Source organism: Pseudomonas poae RE*1-1-14 (assembly GCF_000336465.1).
Lineage (GTDB): Bacteria > Pseudomonadota > Gammaproteobacteria > Pseudomonadales > Pseudomonadaceae > Aquipseudomonas > Aquipseudomonas poae.
This window is the reverse complement of sequence record NC_020209.1, coordinates 4,397,501-4,419,169: the sequence shown is the minus strand read 5'-3', so window position 1 is coordinate 4,419,169 and position 21,669 is coordinate 4,397,501. Positions and strand designations below refer to the sequence as shown.

Genomic DNA, 21,669 nt, shown 5'->3' with positions numbered 1-21,669 from the left:
ATGATTCGGTTTCAATCAGCTATTAGGCAGCAACCGGCACGTAATGCTCTTGATGTACCGCGTCTCGACAATCGCCGGGTGCACCGGGTGGTCCGGGCCCTGGCCGCCGCGTTCGAGCATCTGGATGTTGCGGTCCAGGTGGCGGGCGCTGGTGAGGAGGATGTTTTGCAGGTCGTCTTCCGGCAGGTGCATGGAGCACGAAGCGCTGACGAGGATGCCGTCCTTGCTGAGCAGGCGCATGGCTTGTTCGTTCAGGCGGCGGTAGGCGCCTTCGCCGTTTTTCATGTCTTTTTTGCGTTTGATGAAGGCCGGTGGGTCGGCGACGATCACGTCGAAGCGTTCTTCGCTGGCTTTGAGTTCTTTCAACGCTTCGAAGACGTCGCCTTCGATGCAGGTCATTTTTTCGGCCACGCCGTTCAGCGCGGCGTTGCGCTCTACGCCGTCGAGGGCGAAGGCCGAGGCATCGACGCAGAACACTTCACTGGCGCCAAAGGCCGCAGCCTGCACGCCCCAGCCGCCGATGTAGCTGTACAGGTCGAGCACGCGTTTGCCTTTGGCATACGGGGCCAGGCGGGCGCGGTTCATGCGGTGGTCGTAGAACCAGCCGGTCTTCTGGCCCTGGATCACCGGGGCTTCGAATTTCACGCCGTTCTCTTCCAGTGCGACCCACTCCGGCACCAGGCCGAACACGGTTTCGACGTAACGGTTGAGGCCTTCGGCATCGCGCGCGGCGGAGTCGTTCTTGAACAGGATGCCGCTGGGCTTGAGCACCTGGGTGAGGGCGGCGATCACGTCGTCCTTATGGGCTTCCATGGTTGCCGACGCGATCTGCACCACCAGAATGTCGCCGAAACGGTCGACCACCAGGCCCGGCAGCAGGTCGGAATCGCCGTAGACCAGGCGGTAGAACGGCTTGTCGAACAGGCGATCACGCAGGGACAGGGCGACGTTGAGACGGTGCACCAGCAGCGACTTGTCCAGCGGCAACTTGATGTCGCGCGACAGCAGGCGGGCGCAGATCAGGTTGTTCGGGCTCATGGCCACGATGCCCAGGGTCTTGCCGCCGGCCGCTTCGAGGATGGCCTGGTCGCCCGCCTGGAAGCCGTGAAGTGGGGTGGCAGCCACGTCGATTTCGTTGCTGTAGACCCACAGGTGGCCGTTGCGCAAACGACGATCGGCGTTGGCTTTGAGACGCAGGCTTGGCAGGGACATGACGTCGCTCCGGAAAAAAGAGCGGGAGTATACCGTGTTGTGCAGGAACTCGCCCCGCTGCCGGACATGTGGGACCGGGCTTGCTCGCGATGCAGGCACTGCGGTGTATCTGACAAACGGCGTTGATGCCATCGCAGGCAAGCCAGCTCCCACATTTGATCCGGTTTTGAGGTGTCGGTCAGGTTTGCTTAGAGGTTAGAATCGCCACTCAGCCAAGAGTGTGTACTTATGTCCCAAGAGCTTTCCTCCGAGCAGATCCAGCAGGCCCTGCAAGGCATCAGCGTACCGCCCCAACCGCAGATCATGGTGGATCTGCAGATGGAGCAGTACATGCCTGATCCGGACCTGGGCGTGATCGCTCGGTTGATCTCCCAGGACCCGGGCCTGTCCGGCGCGCTGCTGAAAATCGTCAACTCGCCGTATTACGGCCTGAGCAACAAGATCGCCTCGATCCAGCGCGCGGTGAACCTGCTGGGCAGCCGCTCGATCATCAACCTGATCAATGCGCAGTCGATCAAGGGCGAGATGAGCGATGACACCATCGTCACCCTCAATCGCTTCTGGGACACCGCTCAGGACGTGGCCATGACCTGTCTCACCATTGCCAAGCGCACCGGCTCGCAGACTGTCGATGAAGCCTATGCCCTGGGCCTGTTCCACGATTGCGGCGTGCCGCTGATGCTCAAGCGCTTCCCCGACTACATGACGGTGCTCGAGCAGGCCTACGCCAATGCCGGCCCCGACTGCCGGGTGGTCGACACAGAGAACAACGCGTTCAACACCAACCATGCAGTGGTTGGCTACTACACGGCCAAATCCTGGCGGTTGCCGGAGCATGTGACCGACGCCATCGCCAACCACCACAATGCCCTGGCGATTTTCAGCGATGAGTCGTCGCGCACCCCGCCGCTTAAAAACCTGCTGGCGATCCTGAAGATGGCCGAGCACATCTGTTCCTCTCACCGCGTACTGGGCGGTCAGGCAGAAGACCATGAGTGGAATGCCATCGGTCACCTGGTGCTCGATTACGTCGGCCTGTCGGACTACGACTTTGAAAGCATGAAGTTGTCGATCCGCGAGCTGGGCGCGAACTGACCCGTCAGCCAAGAGGTACGCATGCCCGAGTTACCCGAAGTCGAAACCACCCGTCGCGGGATTGCGCCGCACCTGGAAGGCCAGCGCGTCAGCCGTGTGGTGGTGCGTGAGCGACGCCTGCGCTGGCCGATCCCGGAGGACCTGGATGTGCGCCTGTCCGGGCAGCGCATCGTGGGGGTGGAGCGGCGCGCCAAGTACCTGTTGATCAATGCCGAAGTGGGCACGCTGATCAGCCATCTGGGCATGTCGGGCAACCTGCGCATGGTCGAAACCGGGCTGCCGGCAGCCAAGCATGAACATGTGGATATCGAGCTGGAATCGGGCCTGGCGCTACGCTACACCGACCCGCGACGTTTCGGCGCCATGCTCTGGAGCCAGGACCCGCACAACCACACCTTGCTGCTGAGCCTGGGGCCGGAGCCGCTGACCGACCTGTTTGACGGCGAGCGGCTGTTCCAGATGTCTCGCGGGCGGTCGATGGCAATCAAGCCGTTCATCATGGACAACGCGGTGGTGGTGGGCGTGGGCAATATTTACGCGACCGAAGCACTGTTTGCGGCGGGGATCGATCCGCGTCGCGCGGCGGGCGGCATTTCGCGGGCGCGCTATGTGAAATTGGCGATCGAGATCAAGCGAGTGCTGGCGGCGGCCATCGAGCGCGGCGGTACCACGTTGCGCGACTTTATTGGCGGTGACGGGCAGCCGGGGTATTTCCAGCAGGAGCTGTTCGCCTACGGCCGGGGCGGCGAAGCATGCAAGGTGTGCGGGACCGAGTTGCGCAATGTGCTGTTGGGGCAGCGGGCGAGTGTGTTTTGCCCCAAGTGCCAGCGCTGATTGCCGGGTGTTGGCTGAGAGTGCCATCGGGAGCAAGCCCCCTTCCACAGTGGATCGCGTTCAACTCCCCGACGAGGCTCGGCAGGGCCACACAACTGTTCAGGCCTTGCCGGTAATCAACCGGTACTTCTCCATCAGCTGTTCTTCGGTTTCAGGGTGTGCCTCATCCAGCGGAATGCAATCCACCGGGCACACTTGCTGGCACTGCGGCTCGTCGTAGTGGCCGACGCACTGGGTGCACAGGTTGGGGTCGATCACGTAAATCTCTTCGCCCTGGGAAATCGCAGCGTTCGGGCACTCGGGTTCGCAGACGTCGCAATTGATGCAATCGTCGGTGATGATCAGGGACATGAAAACTCCTGCCAGGGCCGCAGCCAAGGCAACTGAAAACGACTAATGCGCGCAATTGTGCCGCATTGGCGCCCGCAGTGCGAGCGCACATGACCTGCGGCAACAGACCAACGCGACCTGTCGACCCCTACTTCTTGAAGCGCAGCGTCAGCGCATCCGCCACGGCAGGATGAACGAATTTGGTGATATCTCCGCCCAGCGCGGCGATTTCTCGCACCAAGGTCGAGGAAATGAACGAGTAACGCTCCGAAGGGGTCAGGAACAGGCTCTCGACGTCCGGTGCCAGCTGGCGGTTCATGTTGGCCAGTTGGAATTCGTATTCGAAATCGGACACGGCGCGCAGGCCACGCAGAAACACATTGGCGTTCTGCTCCTTGGCGAAATGCGCCAGCAACGTCGAAAAGCCCACCACTTCGACGTTGGGCAGGTGTCGGGTGACTTCACGTGCCAGTTCAACGCGCTGCTCCAGAGGAAACAGCGGGTTTTTCTTGGGGCTGGCGGCGACCGCGATGATCACATGGTCGAACAGGCGAGAGGCGCGCTCGACCAGATCGCCATGGCCTTTGGTAATCGGGTCGAAGGTTCCTGGATACAACACTCGGTTCATCGCGTCGTCCTGGCGGAGTCCGTTGGGGAACCGGATGGTATCGCAGCCATCCCGGTCGGGAAAGTCGCCTTATGTAGATACATACCGCTGATCGGCGGTTTTTTCATGCCGTTTTCAGACGTTCGGCCAACGCTGTCGCCAGTTTGGCGCTCAGGCCGTACACCGATAATTGCGGGTTGGCGCCAATGCTGGTGGGGAATAGCGAGCCATCGTGGATCGACAGATTGCGCAGCTGGTGATGACGGCCGAGGCTGTCGGCCACCGCATTTTTCGGGTCTTCGCCCATGGCACAACCGCCCATCACATGGGCGCTGCCCAGGGTTGTTCGGTGCAGTTCCAGGCTCAGCTCGTCAATCATGCGGCGAGCCTCGGCCAGAGTGTTCACGTAACGCGCATCATGGTGCAACGGCTTCACGGACCTTGCGCCCGCTGCGAACTGAATCTCGGCCATGCTGTGAAACGCGCGGCGCAGGCCGTCCCAGGCGTAGGGCGAGACCTGATAGTCGAGCACCGGCGTGCCGTCACCGCGTAAACCGACGGTGCCTCCCGTGCTGTCGGGGTGAAACCCGTCGCGCAACAGCGCGAGCATGGCGTGGGTGTTGGGCAGTTGGCTCATGTCCAGCGCGTTGGCGCTGCCGTAGCCGCCAAACAGCGTGCTGGCCAATCCGGGGTGCAGGGGCGGTGCTTCCAGTTTGTAGGACATTTTGCCGGTAACGCCGTCCTGCCATTGGAAATGGTCGGAATAGATCGACTGCGGCGCGCCGTAGAACGGGTTGATCACCTCCTCGAACAGCCCCGCAGAGAAATTGACCAGATGCAGAAAGGTGCGCTTGCCGAGCCGCGAATGCGGGTCCGGCGCGTTGGAGCGCATCAGCAGCGCCGGACTGTTGATGCCGCCGCCGGCCAGCACGTAATGCCTGGCTTTCACCGTGATCCTGCGCCCGGTGGGCGCCACGCAACGTGCGTCCATGGCCACGCATTCCAGGCTGCTGATGGCGTCGCCGCTGTAGTTGAACTGCTCGGCGCGCGCCAGGTAGAGCAGCTCGCCGCCTTGCTCCAGGGTGGAGGGAATGGTGGTCACCAGCATCGACTGCTTGGCATTCACCGGGCAGCCCATGCCGCAATAACCCAGGTTGAAACAGCCGCGCACGTTGCGCGGGATCACGTGCCAGCTGTAGCCGAGCTTTTCACAGCCCTTGCGGATCACATCGTTGTTGGCGTTCGGCGGCAGTGCCCAGGGCGCGATGCCCAGGCGCTGCTCCATTTTTTCGAACCAGGGCGCCATCTCGCTGCTGCTGTGGCCCGTCACCGCGTATTCGCTGGCCCAGTGGGCGAGGGTGGCGTCCGGCGTGCGAAAGCTGGAGGTCCAGTTGATCAGCGTGGTGCCACCCACGGCCCGGCCCTGCAGGATGGTGATGGCGCCGTCCTTGCTCATGCGTCCGATGCCTTCCTGATACAGGCTGGCGTAGGCCTCGTCCTCCAGCAGCTTGAAGTCGCTGCTGGTCTTGAGCGGTCCTTCCTCGATCAGCAGCACTCGGTAACCGGCAGCGCTGAGAATCTCGGCAGTGGTGCCGCCGCCGGCGCCGCTGCCGATGATCGCCACATCGGCTTCCAGGGTCAGGTCGCGGTCGAGGGCGCCGCCGTTGTGGGTTTTCCAGCCACGGGCCAGGCCGTCGCGGAACAGATCGGGTACGGGCATAGGTGGGCACTCTTGTTTTTGTTGTGCGTTGTTTTTGTTGCGCGAATCAGATGTGGGGCGGGCCGGGGTAGCCGCAATGGGCCCAGGACGCCGGCCGGAAATACCACGCCATGATCACCAGCTTGAGCAACGAGCCCTGACCCATGCGCAGCAGGTTGAGGCTGCTGTTCTCCCAGCGCTGCAGGAAGTGGCGGATCTGCTCGCTGCTGGCGTTTTCCCAGCTGCCCCAGATGCCAGTCAGCGGGCCGCGGGTAATGCCCATGGCGAGTACGTCGAACAACTGCCGGGTGAGCTTGACCATCTCCGGCGACAGGTATTGCAGGCTGTAATCGAGCTTTTTGAGCGCGTCTTCAATGCCGGCGGCGACCTCCTGGGCGCTGGCGACACCGTCGAGCAACACCGGCATCACCGCCCGCAAAAACGGCAGGTCGCTGCTGCGCAGCATGACAAAGCCGCTGGCCGGGGTGCTGGCGGAGCAGCCACTGAGGCTGGCGCCCAACCCGGCGGTGGCCAGGAAAGCACTGGCGCACAGGCCAATCTTCAGGATGCCGCGCCGTGACAGCGCGGGTGAATCAGTCAGGCTGGGGTTCATTGTTATTGTTGTCCCGTGGGTGGCGGAATCAGCGAACAAACAGCTTCTGAATCAGCTTCTGGATCGATTTTCCGTAGGGCGGGTAGATCAGCTTCGCTGCGTTCAGGCGCTGTTTCACCAGCACGCCCTTGGCCTTGCTGAAGGTGAGAAAGCCCTCGTGGCCGTGGTAGTGGCCCATGCCCGATGGGCCGACGCCGCCAAACGGCAGATCGTCCTGGGCCACGTGCAGCAGGGTGTCGTTCAGGCAGACGCCGCCGGAATGGGTTTCGTGCAGCACCCGGTCCTGTTCGCGCTTGTTGTAGCCGAAGTAATACAGCGCCAGCGGGCGAGGGCGTTGGTTGATGTAGGCAAATGCCTGGTCGATGTCGCCATAGGGCACGACGGGAAGCACCGGGCCGAAGATTTCATCCTGCATCACGGTCATGTCGTCGCTGACATTCAGCAGCAGGCTGTGGGCCATGCGCCGTGCCTGGCCCTGTTCATACAGGGGGACCAGCGTGGCGCCCTTGTCGGTGGCGTCCTTTACGTAGGCATTGAGCCGCGCCAATTGTCGTTCGTTGATGATTGCGGTGTAGTCCGGGTTATCGACCAGCGTCGGATAGAATCCGCGAACCGCCTTGCCATAGGCCTCGACGAACGCATCCACGCGGTGTTCCGGCACCAGCACGTAGTCCGGCGCTACGCAGGTTTGGCCGGCATTCAGAGCTTTGCCGAAAGCGATGCGTTCGGCGGCGTCCTTGAGCGGCACATCGGCAGAGACAATCGCCGGCGACTTGCCGCCCAGCTCCAGCGTGACCGGCGTGAGGTGCTCGGCGGCCGCGCGCATCACATGCCTGCCAATGCTGGTGGCGCCGGTGAACAGCAGGTGATCGAAACGCAGCCTGGAAAACGCAATGCCCACGTCGGCTTCGCCGAGCACCACGCACACCAGGTCTTCGGGGAAGATCTTCGCCAGCAGCCTTTTGAGCAGTTCGCCGGTGGCGGGAGTGGACTCGCTGAGCTTCAACATCACCCGATTACCGGCCGCCAGCGCACCGACCAGCGGGCCGATGGCCAGGTACAGCGGGTAGTTCCAGGGCACGATTACGCCGACCACGCCCAGCGGTTGGTAGATGACTTTGGCTGACGCGGGCTGGAAGGCAATGCCTACGGCGCGGCGCGACGGTTTCATCCAGCCCTTGAGGTGTTTGCTAGCGTAGTGGATGCCATGCAGGCTGGGCATCAGTTCGGCGAACAGGGTTTCGTCTGCGCTGCGGTGGCTGAAATCCTCGCTGATCGCGCGGATCAACGCCTGGCGTTCGTCGCTGAGCAACTCGCGCAGGGCTTTGAGCCATTGCTGGCGCTGCGCGGCGGGCGGCATCGGGTTGGCGGCGTAGGCGCGGCGCTGGGCGTCGAACAGCGGCTGAAGCTGATCCAGCGCTTGGGAGTCCTGCAGGTAGGCAACAGTGGCAGACATGGTGCAGCCCCGATTGTTATTGGTCTGCCTGGACTTTTAGAGTCATTACTCTAAATTGTCAAATATCATTGCAGCCACATGCAGATTTATCCCGCCACGGTTAGGCCGTAAGATGGCCCATTCCGTGTATGGAAGCTGATCCCCCATGGCACCACGAGTAAAGACCAGCGAACGCATTGTGCACACCAGCCTGGAGCTTTTTAATCAGCAGGGCGAGCGCAGTGTCAGCACCAACCACATCGCCGCCCATATGGAAATTTCACCGGGCAACCTGTACTACCACTTCCCCAACAAGCAGGCGATCATCGCCGTACTGTTTCGCGAGTACGAAGCGCTGGTGGACAGTTTTTTGCGCCCGCCCCAGGGTCGCGCGATGTGTGTGGAAGATAAACGTTTCTACCTGCAGGCCGTATTGGCCGGCATGTGGCGCTACCGTTTCCTGCACCGCGACCTCGAGCACCTGCTGGAAAGCGACCCCGAAATGGCCACCGGCTACCGGCGGTTTTCCCAGCGCTGCCTGACCCAGGGCGGGGCCATCTACCAGGGGTTCGTCGATGCCGGCATCCTCAATATGGACCCGATCCAGACCGAAGCCCTGACCCTCAACGCCTGGATTATCCTCACTTCCTGGGTGCGCTTTTTGTGCACCACCAACGAAAACTCCACCCATTTGAGTGCTGAAGCGATCAAGCGCGGTGTGTATCAGGTGCTGGTGCTGGAGGCGGGATTCGTCACGCCCCAGGCCAAGGAAGCGGTGGATGGGCTGTTCAAGGAGTTTTACGTGCCGCTGAATCAGGCGCTGGATGAAGTGAAGTAGGACCTTTCCCGAATCTGTTTACAGGAGTCTGTCATGCCGCTTGCCCAACTGATCAGCCCTCAGCACCTGGCCGAGCGCCAAACGCGCGGCGCGTTGGTGATCCTCGATTGCCGTTTTGCCCTGGAAGACCCGGATTATGGGCGTTGCAGCTATGCCGAAGGGCATATCGAAGGCGCGCAATATGCCGACCTTGAGCGCCATCTCAGCGGCCCGGTGACCAAGGGCGTGACCGGGCGTCATCCGCTGCCGACAGCGCAGACCTTCGTCGAACAACTGCGCGCGTGGGGCATCAGTGCTGACACCGAGGTGGTGCTGTATGACGATGGCCCTGGTGCCTTTGCCGCCCGCGCCTGGTGGTTGCTGGTGTGGTTGGGCAAGCGGGACGGCGTGTATATCCTGGACGGTGGCTTGAAGGCCTGGCATGCCGCCGGTTTCTCCTTGAGCCTGGACGCACCGATGATCGAGCCGGGCGACTTTGCGGGCGCGCCCGATAACGGCCTGGTGGTGGATGCCGAGCATCTGCAAAACCGTCTGGACCAACCGGGCCTGACCCTGATCGATGCGCGCGCTCCGGCGCGTTTTCGTGGCGACGTTGAACCCATCGACCCGATCGCCGGGCATATCCCCGGCGCGCAATGCGCAGCGTTCAATGAGAACCTGGGCAGCGATGGGCGGTTTCTGCCGGTCGAGCAGCTCAAGCAGCGGTTTGCCGCGCAGTTGCAGGGCCGTTCGCCCCAGGAACTGGTGGCGTATTGCGGCTCCGGCGTCACCGCCTGCCATAACCTGTTTGCCCTGGGGTTGGCGGGTTACCCGTTGGGCAAGTTGTATGCGGGGTCGTGGAGTGAGTGGATCACGGATCCCGCGCGGGGCATCGCCACGGGCGAATGAGCCCCTTGGCCTGTAAACCCGATCAATGGTGAGAGGGGGCAAGCTCCTTCCCACACGTTTAGCGCTGTTGTGTCAGCAGCCATTGGGGGATTCGGCGTTCAAGGTAATAGGTCGGGCGCCTCAACGAGCCGTCCACGAACCCCACATGCCCGCCCTTGGCCAGCAACTCGAACTCGGTGCAATCGGACAGTTCGCTGTCCTCGGGCAGGCTATGGGCAAACACGAACGGATCGTCCGCCGCCTGAATAATCAGGGTCGGCGTTCGGATACCGCCCAGGTAATAGCGACTCGACGCCTTGCGGTAGTAATCCTCGGCACTCACGAAACCATGCAGCGGCGCAGTCACCCGCCCATCGAAGTCCCAAAACGTGCGCATCTTTTCCAGGGAACCCAGGGCTTCCAGGGTTTTCAGGTCGTCCGTGCGGCCATCCTGCGTAAAGCGGCTTTGCTTGACGCGGATATACGCCAGCATTTCGCGCATGAAGTGCTTCTGATAGACCCGCGAAAAACCCAGGCCGATGCGGTCGGCGCACTGGTCCAAGCGAAACGGCACCGACACCGCCGCAGCGCCTTGCAGCCCAGATGCCGCGCCGGTTTCCCCCAAGTGCTTGAGCAGCACATTGCCGCCCAGCGAATAGCCCACCGCATACAACGGCGCCAGCGGTCGCTTGGCGTGCAGATGGGCAATCGCTGCCGCCAGATCCTCGCTGGCCCCCGAGTGATAGCTGCGCGCCAACAGGTTTGGCTCGCCGGAACAGCCGCGCCAGTTCAATGCGGCACTGGCCCAGCCCTGGGCGGCGAGGACCTTTTGCAGGCCAGCGACGTAGGGCGAGTTGGACGAACCGGTGAGCCCGTGCAACACCAGCACCAGCGGCGCCTTGGCGTCGTGGGGGCCATGCCAGTCGAGGTCGAGGAAGTCACCATCGTCCAGCCACAGGCGCTCGCGTTGGCGTTCGAGGTGAGTGGTGGGGCGCCATAACGGCCCCCACAAGGTTTGCAGGTGTGGGTTGCCGAGGCCGAAAGCGGGTTTGAACAGGTTGGGGGAGGGGGTCATTGCACTCTCTTTTTTGTGGCGAACCGGCTCACTGTGGCGAGCGGGCTTGCCCGCCAGCCACAAAAAGTAACCGCCGGCTCAGACCGCGCTTTCGACCAGGCGATGCCACAGCGCGTAATACACCCGGCCGGACTTTTGTTCCCGGTGCAAGCGCCAGCTGCCCGGCAGGCCGAGGGTGGACGGCGCGGTTTCGCTCTCGGTGTAGATCCACGCATCCGGCGCCAGCCATTGGCGATCTTCGAGCAGCGTGCACACCGTCGGCAGCAGGTTCTGGTTGAACGGCGGGTCGAGGAACACCACGTCATATTCGCTGGCTGCCTGGGTTTCCAGGTAACGCAGCGCATCGGCGGTCTGCACCTGGCCGTTGGTGCAGCGCAGGGTGCCCAGGTGTTCCTTGAGGCTGGAAACCGCCACGTTGCTCGCGTCCAGCGCCTGGGCCTGGGACGCGCCACGGGACAGCGCCTCCAGGAACAGCGCGCCGCTGCCGGCAAACGGGTCCAGCACCTTGGCGCCCGCGATGTAAGGCGCGAGCCAGTTGAACAGGGTTTCACGCACGCGGTCGGGCGTCGGGCGCAGGCCCACGACGTCGGGGAAGCTCAGCTTGCGGCTGCCCCATTCACCGCCAATGATGCGCAGTTGGCCCACACCGTTATGCACGTTGTGGACAGGTTTTTTCGGGCGAGATGAACTGGCCATTAATGCTCCGGAACCCCGAGCGGCTGCTCGGCGGGTTTATCAGTGGGGGGCGGTAGTGGCTTTTGCGCAATCGTCGGGCCGGCGGTCACGATGACCATCTTGTCGGCGCTCACGTGTTTGTTCATGGCCGCCTTGACCTGGTCTACGGTCAGAGCCTGGGATTGTTTCATGAAATCTTCCAGATAGCTCAGCGGCAGGTTGTAGAAACCCATGGCGCCCAGCTGTCCGACGATATCGGCGTTGCTCGCGGTGGACAGCGGGAAGCTGCCGGCCAGTTCGCGCTTGGCGTCATCCAGCTCCTTTTGCGTCGGGCCGGTTTTGAGGTAATCGGCCAGCACCTGCTCGACCAGGCGCAGGGTGCCGCCGCTCATTTCGGCGCGGGTCTGCAGGTTGATCATGAACGGACCGCGCACCTGCATCGGCGAGAAGCCCGAGTACACGCCGTACGTGAGGCCGCGTTTTTCGCGCACTTCGCTCATCAGGCGAGTGCCAAAGCCACCGCCACCGAGGATCTGGTTGCCCATGGACAAGGCCGCGTAGTCCGGGTCGGCCCGGTCGATGCCCAATTGCGCGAACAGCAGGTGCGTCTGCTTGGACGGAGACTCGATATGGCTCAGGCCGGCCTTGGGTTCGGTCGGCTGGGCGATCTTCGCCAGCGCCGGCCCCCTGGGCAGTGAGGCAGACACCTTGGCGGTCATGGCTTCGGCTTCGGCGCGGGTCAGGTCGCCCACCACCGCAATCACCGCGTTGCCTGCTGTGTAGGCCTTGGCATGGAACGCCTGCAACTGCGCCAGGCTGATCTTCGGCACGCTGTCGGCGTTGCCTTCGCTCGGATGTGCGTAAGGGTGGTCGCCATACAGGCGCTTGAACAGCTCAAGGCTCGCCAGCTTGCCGGGATTCTGCTTCTGGTATTCGAAACCGGCGAGGATCTGGTTCTTGATCCGCGCCAGTGAGTCGGCGGGGAAGGTCGGCTTGCCGATCACGTCGTCGAACAGCGCCAGTGCCGCATCGCGCTTGTCGCTGGCGCTCAGGCTGCGCAGGGATACCAGCGCCATGTCGCGGTAAGCACCATTGCCAAAGTCGGCGCCCAGGCCTTCAAAGCCGCTGGCGATCTGGCTGACGTCCTTGCCCGGCACCCCTTCGTTGAGCATGGCGTTGGTCATCAGCGCCAAGCCTGGCACGTCGCCGTCCTGGCTGCTGCCGGCGGCGAACAGGATGCGCATGTCGAACATCGGCAGTTCATGGGCCTCGACGAACAGCACCTTGGCGCCTTCGGCGGTGGTCCAGCTTTGCACATCGAGCGTGCGGTTGGTCGGCGCCTTGCCGTCCAGCTCGGCCAGCGATTGCAGCTTGCTGGCGGACTGGGCTTTTTCCAGCGCCGGGCTGGCCACTGATTCACTTGGGCGCAAAACGTACACCGCGCTCGCTGCCACCAGCGTGACGGCGATCAGGCCGGGCAGGATCAGGCTTTTGCGATCACTCATGAGCGGTCTCCTCGGGCAGAATATGGGCGACGCTCAGACGCTCGCGGGTGAAATAGGTGCGCGCAGCCTTCTGGATATCTTCCGGGGTCACGCTTTGCAGGTCGGCGAGCTCGGTGTCCATGAGCTGCCAGGACAGGCCCACGGTTTCCAGGGAGCCAATGGACGTGGCCTGGCTGGTGATGGAGTCTCGTTGGTACACCAGCCCGGCGATGACCTGGGCGCGAATACGCTCCAGCTCTTCGGCGGTCGGTGGCTTGGCTTTCAGTTCTTCCAGCAGCCGCCACAGGCCGGCTTCGGCTTGGGCGATGGTCTTTTTCTTCTGCTGGTTGGGCGTGGCCGAGAGGATGAACAGGGTGTCGCCACGGCTGTAGGCGTCGTAGCGGGTGGAGGCCGCAGACACCAGTTCTTCACCGCGCTCCAGTTGGGCCGAGATACGCGCGCTGTAGCCGCCGTCGAGCAGGGCCGAAATCAGGCGCAGGGCCTGTACCGAGCGCTTGTCTTCAGCGGTGGCAAGACCGGGCACGTTGAAGCCGAGGAGCACGCTGGGCAGTTGGGTCTGTACGCGCATTGTCAGCAGGCGCTCGCCGGGTTCGGCCAGCTCCATGGGGATTTTGGCCGGGGGCACGTCACGCTTGGGGATCGGGCCGAAGTAGCGCTGGGCCAGGGTCTTCACCTCGTCCGGGGTCACGTCGCCGACCACCACCAGCGTAGCGTTGTTCGGCACGTACCAGGCCTGATACCAGTGGCGCAGTTCCTCGACCTTCATGCGCTCCAGGTCGGCCATCCAGCCGATAGTCGGCGTGTGGTAGCCGCTGGCCGGAAAAGCCATGGCCTTGAAGCGCTCAAAGGCCTTGGACATCGGGTTGTCGTCGGTGCGCAGGCGGCGTTCTTCCTTGATAACCTCGATCTCGCGGCTGAACTCGTCGGCCGGCAGGCGCAGGCTGGCCATGCGATCGGCTTCCAGCTCGAAGGCGACGCCCAGGCGGCCGCGGGCCAGCACCTGGTAATAGGCGGTGTAGTCATCGCTGGTGAACGCATTTTCTTCAGCGCCCAGATCACGCAGGATCAGCGAGGCTTCGCCCGGCCCCACCTTGGCGCTGCCCTTGAACATCATGTGCTCAAGGGCGTGGGACAAACCGGTCTGGCCCGGGGTTTCGTAGCTCGAGCCAACCTTGTACCAGACCTGGGAAACCACCACTGGCGCGCGATGGTCTTCGCGCACGACCACTTTGAGGCCGTTGTCGAGGGTGAATTCATGGGTGGGTTGGGGATCGGCAGCCAAAGCTGAAAGAGGCAGACAAACTGTACCGAACAGCAGGCCTGCGGCGCGGCGGGCTAGAGCATTCATTCGTTTTTAAACCTGTTGGGCTGCCCGCTTGGTCTTAGCGTCGGCGGGCGAGGAGGTGCTAGGATACTGTTCGGATTTGCGGACGGCCACTGTGGCGGTCCTGTTAAGGCCCTGTTTAGGCCTTACAAAATGTTGCGCATGAACGAGCTGGCTGAAAAACAGTCTGTTACGCATCGAATTTTATTTACCGACGTGCCCCCTGGCGCATCGCTACCTTGAGATAGCCGTCTCCATGTTTGGTTCCAACGACGACAAGAAGACCCCAGCTGCGGCTGGCGAGAAGAAAGGCCTGTTCGGCTGGCTGCGTAAGAAACCGCAGGATGCCGTCGAACCAGAGCCGCAGGTTCAAGCTGAACCGATCCCCGAGCCTATAGTAGAAGCCGAGCCGGTTGACCACGTCCCGGCGCCGGTGGTGTTGCCGATCGTTGAGCCGGTGTTGCAGCCGGTGGCCGAGGTGGCGCCGGAACCCGAGCCGGAATCTGAACCCGAGCCCGAGCCGTGGCCCGAGCTGCCCGTGGCCGAAGAGCCCGTGGCGCTGGTTGAAGACGTGCACGCTGAGCACGTCGCGCCGCCGATTCCCGTGGTGGCTGAACCGGTAGTTGAACCGGCGCCCATCGTCGCAGCCGCCGTGCCTGCCGTCATCGAGCCGGCACCCGTTGCCGTCGAAACCGGCAAGACCGGCTTCTTCGCCCGCCTCAAGCAAGGCCTGAGCAAGACCAGCGCCAGCATCGGCGAAGGCATGGCCAGCCTGTTCCTGGGTCGCAAGACCATCGATGACGAACTGCTGGAAGACATCGAAACCCGTCTGCTCACCGCCGACGTGGGCGTCGAAGCCACAGCAGTGATCATCCAGAGCCTGACCCAGAAGGTCGCGCGCAAGCAACTCACCGACGCCGACGCGCTGTACAAATCCTTGCAGGCCGAACTGGCGGCGATGCTCAAACCCGTGGAGGCACCGTTGGTGATCACTCCGAACAAACCGTTCGTGATCCTGGTGGTGGGCGTCAACGGCGCCGGCAAGACCACCACCATCGGCAAGCTGGCCAAGAAGCTGCAGCTGGAAGGCAAGAAAGTCATGCTGGCCGCCGGCGACACTTTCCGCGCCGCTGCGGTGGAGCAATTGCAGGTGTGGGGCGAGCGCAACAAGATTCCGGTGATCGCCCAGCACACCGGCGCCGATTCCGCCTCGGTGATCTTCGACGCGGTGCAGGCCGCCAAGGCGCGCAATATCGATGTGTTGATCGCCGACACTGCCGGTCGCCTGCACACGAAAGACAATCTGATGGAAGAGCTGAAGAAGGTGCGCCGCGTGATCGGCAAGCTCGACGCCGACGCCCCCCATGAAGTGCTGCTGGTGCTCGACGCAGGTACTGGTCAGAACGCCATCAGCCAGGCCAAACAATTCAACCAGACGGTGCAACTGACCGGTCTGGCCTTGACCAAGCTCGACGGCACGGCCAAGGGCGGTGTGATCTTTGCCCTGGCCAAGCAGTTCGGGTTGCCGATTCGTTATATCGGCGTCGGTGAAGGCATCGACGACCTGCGCACCTTTGAAGCCGAACCCTTTGTACAGGCGTTGTTTGCCGAGCGGGAGCGTTCATGATTCGATTCGAACAGGTCGGTAAACGCTATGCCAACGGGCATGTGGGCTTGCATGAGCTGAGCTTTCGGGTGCGGCGCGGCGAGTTTCTTTTCGTCACCGGTCACTCCGGGGCCGGCAAAAGTACGTTATTGCGTCTGCTGCTGGCCATGGAGCGCCCGACCACCGGCAAACTGCTGCTGGCCGGCCAGGACCTGGCCACCATCAGCAATGCGCAAATCCCGTTTCTGCGCCGCCAGATCGGCGTGGTGTTCCAGAATCACCAATTGCTGTTCGATCGCACGGTGTTCAACAACGTTGCCTTGCCGTTACAGATTCTCGGGCTGTCCAAGGCCGAGATCGTCAAACGCGTTGATTCGGCCCTTGAGCGCGTGGCGCTCTCGGACAAGACCGACCTCTACCCCGGCGACCTCTCCACCGGCCAGCAACAGCGCGTCGGCATCGCCCGCGCCATCGTGCACCGTCCGGCCCTGCTGCTGGCGGACGAACCCACCGGTAACCTCGACCCGCGTCTGGCGGCGGAAATCATGGGCGTATTCGAAGACATCAATCGCCTGGGTACCAGCGTGCTGATTGCCAGTCACGACCTGGCGCTGATCGCGCGCATGCGCCACCGCATGCTGACTCTGCAACGCGGTCGCCTCATCGGTGACGGGGAGGCAGGCGTATGAGTGCTACACGCAGTCCAAAAGTATCCGAACGGGTGGCGCCGAAACCGGCCGACCCGCAACCGAAGAAGAAAAAACGCGACGACGATGACGGCCCGGACTTCAGCACGCTGCTGCACGCCTGGATCGAAAGCCATCGCGCCAGCCTGCTCGACAGTCTGCGTCGCCTGGGCAAGCAGCCGGTCGGCAGTTTTTTTACCTGCCTGGTGATGGCCGTGGCCCTCAGCCTGCCGATGGGCTTGTCGCTGCTGCTCAATAACGTGGAGCGTCTGGGCGGGTCCTGGCAGCGCGCGGCGCAGATTTCGCTGTACCTGAACCTGGATGCCAGCACCCAGCAGGGCGAAGCATTGCGCGATGAAATCAAGAACATGCCGGGCGTGGCGGATGCCGAGTACGTCAGCCGCGACCAGGCCCTTGAAGAATTCCAGCAGCAATCCGGCCTGGGCGAGGCGCTCAAGGAGCTGCCGCAGAATCCGCTGCCGGGCGTGGTGCTGGTGACGCCCGATGAAGTCGACAAGCCGACCCTGGAGGCCCTGCGCCAGAAACTGGCGCAGATGCCCAAGGTGCAACAGGCGCAACTTGATCTAGTCTGGGTGGAGCGCCTGGCCGCGATCCTCAAGCTGGGCGACCGTTTTGTGTTCGGTTTGACGGTGCTGTTGGTGTCTGCATTACTTTTGGTGATAGGCAATACCATTCGTCTTCATATTGAAAACCGTCGCACCGAGATAGAAGTGATTAAACTTGTCGGCGGCACGGACAGCTATGTGCGTCGTCCTTTTCTGTACATGGGCGCGCTTTATGGCCTGGGTGCCGGGTTTTTGTCCTGGGGTGTGCTGGCTTTCGGCCTGGACTGGCTGAACGACGCGGTGACGGGCCTTGCCGGCTTGTACGGCAGTGATTTTGCCCTGGCCGGGGTGCCTGTGGCCGATGGTCTCTCGCTCTTGCTTGGCGCGGTATTGTTGGGTTATATCGGTGCCTGGATTGCCGTGGCGCGGCATTTACGTGAGCTGGCGCCCAAGTAGTTAATGCCAGATTAATGTGGTTTCGTTTGTATTGACCGTATCAGCGGTATAGGGAACTTGTCCTACGGTTCCCCGGTCAATTTTCGCAGTGCTGAACTGCACGAGTTATGTGAGTCGGAGGTTTTTTCGTATGACCACTTCTTTGCAACCTGCGTATGCCCTGGCTCCAGGTGGAAACCTGGAAGCCTATGTGCACACGGTCAACAGCATTCCATTGCTGACGCCCGAGCAGGAGCGTGAACTGGCCGAGAGTCTCTACTATGAGCAGGATTTGGGGGCGGCTCGGCAGATGGTGCTCGCCCACCTGCGTTTTGTCGTACATATCGCCCGCAGCTATAGCGGCTACGGGCTGGCCCAGGCTGACCTGATCCAGGAAGGCAATGTCGGCCTGATGAAAGCGGTCAAGCGCTTCAATCCCGAGATGGGTGTGCGCCTGGTGTCGTTCGCCGTTCACTGGATCAAGGCGGAAATCCACGAGTTCATCCTGCGCAACTGGCGCATCGTGAAAGTCGCGACCACCAAGGCCCAGCGCAAGCTGTTCTTCAACCTGCGCAGCCAGAAAAAACGTCTGGCGTGGCTGAACAACGAGGAAGTCCACCGCGTGGCCGAAAGCCTCGGCGTTGAGCCCCGTGAAGTGCGCGAGATGGAAAGCCGCCTGACCGGCCATGACATGGCCTTCGATCCGGCCGCCGAAGCGGACGACGACAGTGCTTTCCAGTCGCCGGCCAACTACCTGGAAGACCACCGGTACGACCCGGCGCGTCAACTGGAAGATGCCGACTGGAGCGACAACGCCAATCACAACCTGCACGAAGCGCTGGAAGTGCTGGACGACCGCAGCCGTGACATCCTCTACCAGCGCTGGCTGGCGGAAGAAAAAGCCACGCTGCACGACCTGGCGCAGAAGTACAACGTGTCGGCCGAGCGGATTCGTCAGCTTGAGAAAAGCGCGATGAACAAGCTGAAGCTGTCGATCGCCGCTTAAAACCATGTGGGAGGGGGCTTGCTCCCGATTTCAGTGGGTCAGCTACAGATAAGCTGGCTGATTCACTGCTATCGGGAGCAAGCCCCCTCCCACATTTGTTTGTGTGTTGTGTCAGTCGGACCAGGGGGCCTTGCGGGAGTTGTTCAGCTCAAGCAGGTAGCCATCACCACCGAGTTGATTCATCTGCTGGCGAATCCAGGCTGCCCGCCGCGCTACATACGCCGTCGGATGACTCGCGCTCCACACCCTTGGATTGGGTAGCACCGCCGCCAGATAGCTGGCCTGCTGCCGCGAAAGCCCTTTGGCACTCACCCCAAAATGATGCCGCGCCGCCGCCTCTGCGCCAAACACGCCGTCATCCCATTCCACGCTGTTGAGGTACACCTCAAGAATCCGCTGCTTGGGCCATAGCACCTCAATCAGGCCGGTAAACCAGGCCTCCAGCCCCTTGCGCAGATAACTGCGGCCAGACCACAGAAACAGGTTCTTCGACACCTGCTGGCTCAATGTGCTGGCGCCCCGAATCGACCCGCCGCGCTCGTTGTGCACGATGGCTGCCTGGATCGCGCCGAAATCGAACCCCCAGTGCTGCGGGAAGCGCTGGTCTTCACCGGCCATCACCGCCAGCTTGAGGTCGTCGGAGATGTCATCCCACGCCACCCAGCTGCGTTGCAGGTGAATGGGTTCGCCGTCGAACCACGACTCGATCTTGCGCTCCACCATCAGCGCCGTGAACGGCGGCGGCACGACGCGCAACAGCAGCACCAGCAAAACGCTGCCGACGGCAAACCATTTCACGACTTTGAGAAAACGACTGAAGAGGATACGCAGCATAGAGATGGCTTGGCCGAACCCGTTGAGCGGGCCATTATACAGACCCTGCCCGATGCGTCTGATTGGAGTTCCACATGCTGCGTAGCTTTCTGATGTTGGCTGCCTTTTTTGGCTTCACCGGTGTCGCCCTCGGGGCCTTTGCCGCCCATGGCCTGAAAAGCCGCCTGAGCGCCGAGTACCTGACGATTTTCCAAACCGGCGTGACTTACCAGTTGGTGCACGCCCTGGCGCTGTTCGGCGTGGCGCTGCTGGCCGCCCATATCCCCGGCCGCATGGTGACCTGGGCAGGCATCGCGTTTGTGGTCGGCATCCTGCTGTTCTCCGGCAGCCTCTACGCGTTGACCCTGACCGGCATCAGCAAGCTGGGCATCATCACCCCGTTCGGCGGGCTGGCGTTTCTGCTTGGCTGGTTCTTCCTCGGTTTGGCGGCGTGGCGCCTGCAGCTGACCGCTTGACGCTTGGAGCTGACCTTCAGGTCCCAATCACGCTAGAATGCTGGCCCCTAAAAACGATGGCGGCCCCTGGCATGCGCATTCAGTTGAACGGCGAACCCTTTGAATTGCCCGACGGTGCCTCCGTCGAGGCCCTGTTGACCCGCCTGGAACTGACCGGGCGCCGTGTCGCAGTGGAACTCAATCAGGATATCGTCCCGCGCAGTCAGCACGCCGCCACTGCGCTCGCCGACGGTGACCAGGTCGAAGTGGTCCATGCCATCGGCGGCGGCTAGTCGCCACCTCGCAGTCTGCAGAACCTCACCCCATTACGAGGATTTCCCATGAGCATCGTTCGTAGCGACAAGCCTTTCGTCCTGGCCGGTCGTACCTACCAGTCCCGCCTGCTGGTCGGCACCGGCAAGTACCGCGACATGGAAGAAACCCGCCTGGCCATCGAAGCCTCGGGTGCCGAGATCGTGACCTTCGCCGTGCGCCGCACCAACCTTGGCCAGATCGAGGGCGAGCCGAACCTGCTCGAAGTGCTGTCGCCGGATCGCTACACCTTCCTGCCGAACACCGCCGGTTGCTATGACGCCATCGAAGCCGTGCGCACCTGCCGCCTGGCCCGTGAGCTGCTCGATGGCCACAACCTGGTGAAGCTGGAAGTGCTGGCCGACCAGAAAACCCTGTTCCCCAACGTGATCGAAACCCTCAAGGCCGCTGAAACCCTGGTCAAGGAAGGCTTCGACGTGATGGTCTACACCAGTGATGACCCGATCATCGCCCGTCAATTGGCGGAAATCGGCTGCATCGCCGTGATGCCGCTGGCCGGTCTGATCGGCTCCGGCCTGGGTATCTGCAATCCGTACAACCTGCAGATCATCCTTGAAGAAGCCAAGATCCCGGTGCTGGTGGATGCCGGCGTAGGCACCGCCTCCGACGCGACCATCGCCATGGAGCTGGGCTGCGACGCGGTGCTGATGAACTCGGCCATCGCCCATGCCCAACAACCGATCATGATGGCCGAAGCCATGCAACACGCCATCGTCGCGGGCCGTCTGGCTTACCTCGCCGGGCGCATGCCGAAAAAACTCTATGCCAGCGCTTCTTCGCCGCTGGATGGTCTGATCAAGTAAGAGCCATTGATGACTGAATCAAACGAAACGCCGAACACCGTGGACGCTGCCGACGACTCCAGGCACCGCCGCATCAAGAGCTTCGTGATGCGCGCCGGCCGCATGACCGAAGGCCAGCAAAAGGGCCTGGAGCAGGGCACGCCGCTGTTCGTGCTGCCCCTGGCCGATGCGCCGGTGGACTACGACCAGGTATTCGGTCGCTCGGCCCCGCGTTCCCTGGAAATCGGCTTCGGCATGGGCCACTCCCTGCTGGAAATGGCCGCCGCCGCGCCGGAGCAGGATTTCATCGGTGTTGAAGTGCACCGCCCAGGTGTCGGCGCGCTGCTCAACGGCGTGCTCACCCAAGGCCTGACCAACCTGCGAGTCTATGACTGCGACGCGATTGAAGTGCTCAACCGCTGCATCGCCGACAACAGCCTCGACCGCCTGATGCTGTTCTTCCCTGACCCATGGCACAAAGCCCGCCACCACAAGCGTCGCATCGTCCAGGCCTCCTTCGCGGAGCTGGTGCGCAGCAAGCTGAAAGTCGGCGGCATCCTGCACATGGCCACCGACTGGGAGCCCTATGCCGAATACATGCTGGAAGTGATGAACGTCGCGCCTGGCTATCGCAACATCGCGGAAGACGGCAAATGCGTGCCACGCCCGGCCGAACGTCCGATCACCAAGTTCGAACGGCGCGGTGAGCGGTTGGGGCATGGGGTGTGGGATTTGAAGTTCGAAAAGCTGGCCTGATTTGAAAGGCAGTCCAATGTGGGAGCTGGCTTGCCTGCGATAGCATCACCTGGGTATCACTGATACACCAAGGTGCCTGCATCGCAGGCAAGCCAGCTCCCACAGTTGTTTGGCGGTGTACT

The 21,669-nt window shown here is 62.5% G+C and carries 23 protein-coding genes; 12 read left to right on the top strand and 11 right to left on the bottom strand.

Features of this window, described 5'->3' with window-relative positions:
• Positions 1-15 precede the first annotated feature (15 nt).
• Complete coding sequence (locus tag H045_RS19415) at positions 16-1,212, bottom strand: class I SAM-dependent rRNA methyltransferase (RefSeq protein ID WP_015373227.1); 1,197 nt, start codon at positions 1,210-1,212, stop codon at positions 16-18.
• Positions 1,213-1,440: 228 nt separating this feature from the next.
• Here H045_RS19415 and H045_RS19410 point away from each other — a divergent pair, with 228 nt between their 5' ends.
• Both H045_RS19410 and mutM read left to right on the top strand, forming a co-directional pair.
• Complete coding sequence (locus tag H045_RS19410; protein ID WP_015373226.1) at positions 1,441-2,307, top strand: HDOD domain-containing protein; 867 nt, start codon at positions 1,441-1,443, stop codon at positions 2,305-2,307.
• A 21-nt stretch (positions 2,308-2,328) separates the two neighbouring features.
• Positions 2,329-3,141 carry a bifunctional DNA-formamidopyrimidine glycosylase/DNA-(apurinic or apyrimidinic site) lyase gene (gene mutM, locus H045_RS19405; protein ID WP_003234653.1) on the top strand — a complete coding sequence of 271 codons (813 nt, stop codon included), beginning with the start codon at positions 2,329-2,331 and terminating at the stop codon, positions 3,139-3,141.
• Between the two features lie 99 nt (positions 3,142-3,240).
• Here the strand turns inward: mutM and H045_RS19400 are convergent, their stop codons facing one another.
• From H045_RS19400 to H045_RS19380, 5 genes are all read right to left on the bottom strand, one after another.
• Positions 3,241-3,492 carry a YfhL family 4Fe-4S dicluster ferredoxin gene (locus H045_RS19400; protein ID WP_003213796.1) on the bottom strand — a complete coding sequence of 84 codons (252 nt, stop codon included), beginning with the start codon at positions 3,490-3,492 and terminating at the stop codon, positions 3,241-3,243.
• A 127-nt stretch (positions 3,493-3,619) separates the two neighbouring features.
• Positions 3,620-4,099 (bottom strand): pantetheine-phosphate adenylyltransferase, encoded by a 480-nt coding sequence (gene coaD / locus H045_RS19395; protein ID WP_003234650.1) that lies wholly within the window; start codon positions 4,097-4,099, stop codon positions 3,620-3,622.
• A gap of 103 nt (positions 4,100-4,202) precedes the next feature.
• Positions 4,203-5,798 carry a GMC family oxidoreductase gene (locus H045_RS19390; RefSeq protein ID WP_015373225.1) on the bottom strand — a complete coding sequence of 532 codons (1,596 nt, stop codon included), beginning with the start codon at positions 5,796-5,798 and terminating at the stop codon, positions 4,203-4,205.
• Between the two features lie 46 nt (positions 5,799-5,844).
• Complete coding sequence (locus tag H045_RS19385) at positions 5,845-6,390, bottom strand: hypothetical protein (protein ID WP_003234646.1); 546 nt, start codon at positions 6,388-6,390, stop codon at positions 5,845-5,847.
• 28 nt (positions 6,391-6,418) lie between these two features.
• Entirely contained in the window at positions 6,419-7,846 is a 1,428-nt protein-coding gene (locus H045_RS19380; protein WP_015373224.1) for a coniferyl aldehyde dehydrogenase, read from the bottom strand.
• Between the two features lie 145 nt (positions 7,847-7,991).
• Between H045_RS19380 and H045_RS19375 the strand changes: the two genes are divergently transcribed.
• Both H045_RS19375 and H045_RS19370 read left to right on the top strand, forming a co-directional pair.
• Positions 7,992-8,663: a TetR/AcrR family transcriptional regulator gene (locus tag H045_RS19375; protein ID WP_003234642.1), complete on the top strand. Its 672-nt coding sequence runs from the start codon at positions 7,992-7,994 to the stop codon at positions 8,661-8,663.
• A 33-nt stretch (positions 8,664-8,696) separates the two neighbouring features.
• Positions 8,697-9,551 carry a sulfurtransferase gene (locus H045_RS19370; protein WP_015373223.1) on the top strand — a complete coding sequence of 285 codons (855 nt, stop codon included), beginning with the start codon at positions 8,697-8,699 and terminating at the stop codon, positions 9,549-9,551.
• Positions 9,552-9,609: 58 nt separating this feature from the next.
• Here the strand turns inward: H045_RS19370 and H045_RS19365 are convergent, their stop codons facing one another.
• The 4 genes from H045_RS19365 to H045_RS19350 all read right to left on the bottom strand — a co-directional run bounded on the left by H045_RS19365 (position 9,610) and on the right by H045_RS19350 (position 14,133).
• Positions 9,610-10,605 (bottom strand): hydrolase, encoded by a 996-nt coding sequence (locus H045_RS19365; RefSeq protein ID WP_015373222.1) that lies wholly within the window; start codon positions 10,603-10,605, stop codon positions 9,610-9,612.
• 78 nt (positions 10,606-10,683) lie between these two features.
• The gene (gene rsmD / locus H045_RS19360) at positions 10,684-11,301 is read right to left on the bottom strand and encodes a 16S rRNA (guanine(966)-N(2))-methyltransferase RsmD (RefSeq protein WP_003234636.1); all 618 of its coding nucleotides are present in this window, start codon (positions 11,299-11,301) and stop codon (positions 10,684-10,686) included.
• Positions 11,301-12,785: a M16 family metallopeptidase gene (locus H045_RS19355; protein WP_015373221.1), complete on the bottom strand. Its 1,485-nt coding sequence runs from the start codon at positions 12,783-12,785 to the stop codon at positions 11,301-11,303. The genes rsmD and H045_RS19355 overlap by 1 nt, the downstream gene beginning before the upstream one ends.
• The gene (locus H045_RS19350) at positions 12,778-14,133 is read right to left on the bottom strand and encodes a M16 family metallopeptidase (protein ID WP_015373220.1); all 1,356 of its coding nucleotides are present in this window, start codon (positions 14,131-14,133) and stop codon (positions 12,778-12,780) included. Before H045_RS19350 ends, H045_RS19355 begins: the two co-directional genes overlap by 8 nt.
• Before the next feature lie 232 nt (positions 14,134-14,365).
• Here H045_RS19350 and ftsY point away from each other — a divergent pair, with 232 nt between their 5' ends.
• The 4 genes from ftsY to rpoH all read left to right on the top strand — a co-directional run bounded on the left by ftsY (position 14,366) and on the right by rpoH (position 18,408).
• Positions 14,366-15,736: a signal recognition particle-docking protein FtsY gene (gene ftsY, locus H045_RS19345; RefSeq protein WP_015373219.1), complete on the top strand. Its 1,371-nt coding sequence runs from the start codon at positions 14,366-14,368 to the stop codon at positions 15,734-15,736.
• The gene (gene ftsE, locus H045_RS19340; RefSeq protein ID WP_003234627.1) at positions 15,733-16,404 is read left to right on the top strand and encodes a cell division ATP-binding protein FtsE; all 672 of its coding nucleotides are present in this window, start codon (positions 15,733-15,735) and stop codon (positions 16,402-16,404) included. Before ftsY ends, ftsE begins: the two co-directional genes overlap by 4 nt.
• Positions 16,401-17,423 (top strand): permease-like cell division protein FtsX, encoded by a 1,023-nt coding sequence (gene ftsX / locus H045_RS19335; RefSeq protein WP_003234623.1) that lies wholly within the window; start codon positions 16,401-16,403, stop codon positions 17,421-17,423. Before ftsE ends, ftsX begins: the two co-directional genes overlap by 4 nt.
• A 130-nt stretch (positions 17,424-17,553) precedes the next feature.
• Positions 17,554-18,408, top strand: a complete 855-nt coding sequence (rpoH, locus tag H045_RS19330; protein ID WP_015373218.1) for an RNA polymerase sigma factor RpoH — start codon at positions 17,554-17,556, stop codon at positions 18,406-18,408.
• A gap of 111 nt (positions 18,409-18,519) precedes the next feature.
• On the opposite strand, the gene mtgA is transcribed toward rpoH, so the two are convergent.
• Positions 18,520-19,242, bottom strand: coding sequence for a monofunctional biosynthetic peptidoglycan transglycosylase (gene mtgA, locus H045_RS19325; protein ID WP_015373217.1), 723 nt, complete (start codon positions 19,240-19,242; stop codon positions 18,520-18,522).
• A 74-nt stretch (positions 19,243-19,316) separates the two neighbouring features.
• Between mtgA and H045_RS19320 the strand changes: the two genes are divergently transcribed.
• From H045_RS19320 to trmB, 4 genes are all read left to right on the top strand, one after another.
• Positions 19,317-19,697, top strand: coding sequence for a DUF423 domain-containing protein (locus tag H045_RS19320; protein ID WP_003234618.1), 381 nt, complete (start codon positions 19,317-19,319; stop codon positions 19,695-19,697).
• A gap of 71 nt (positions 19,698-19,768) precedes the next feature.
• A complete protein-coding gene (gene thiS / locus H045_RS19315) occupies positions 19,769-19,969 on the top strand; it encodes a sulfur carrier protein ThiS (protein WP_003234616.1) in 201 nt (66 codons plus the stop codon).
• Positions 19,970-20,017: 48 nt separating this feature from the next.
• On the top strand, positions 20,018-20,812 hold the full coding sequence (locus tag H045_RS19310) for a thiazole synthase (protein WP_003234615.1): 795 nt from the start codon (positions 20,018-20,020) through the stop codon (positions 20,810-20,812).
• A gap of 9 nt (positions 20,813-20,821) precedes the next feature.
• The gene (gene trmB / locus H045_RS19305) at positions 20,822-21,547 is read left to right on the top strand and encodes a tRNA (guanosine(46)-N7)-methyltransferase TrmB (protein WP_003234613.1); all 726 of its coding nucleotides are present in this window, start codon (positions 20,822-20,824) and stop codon (positions 21,545-21,547) included.
• The last annotated feature ends 122 nt before the right edge of the window (positions 21,548-21,669 follow it).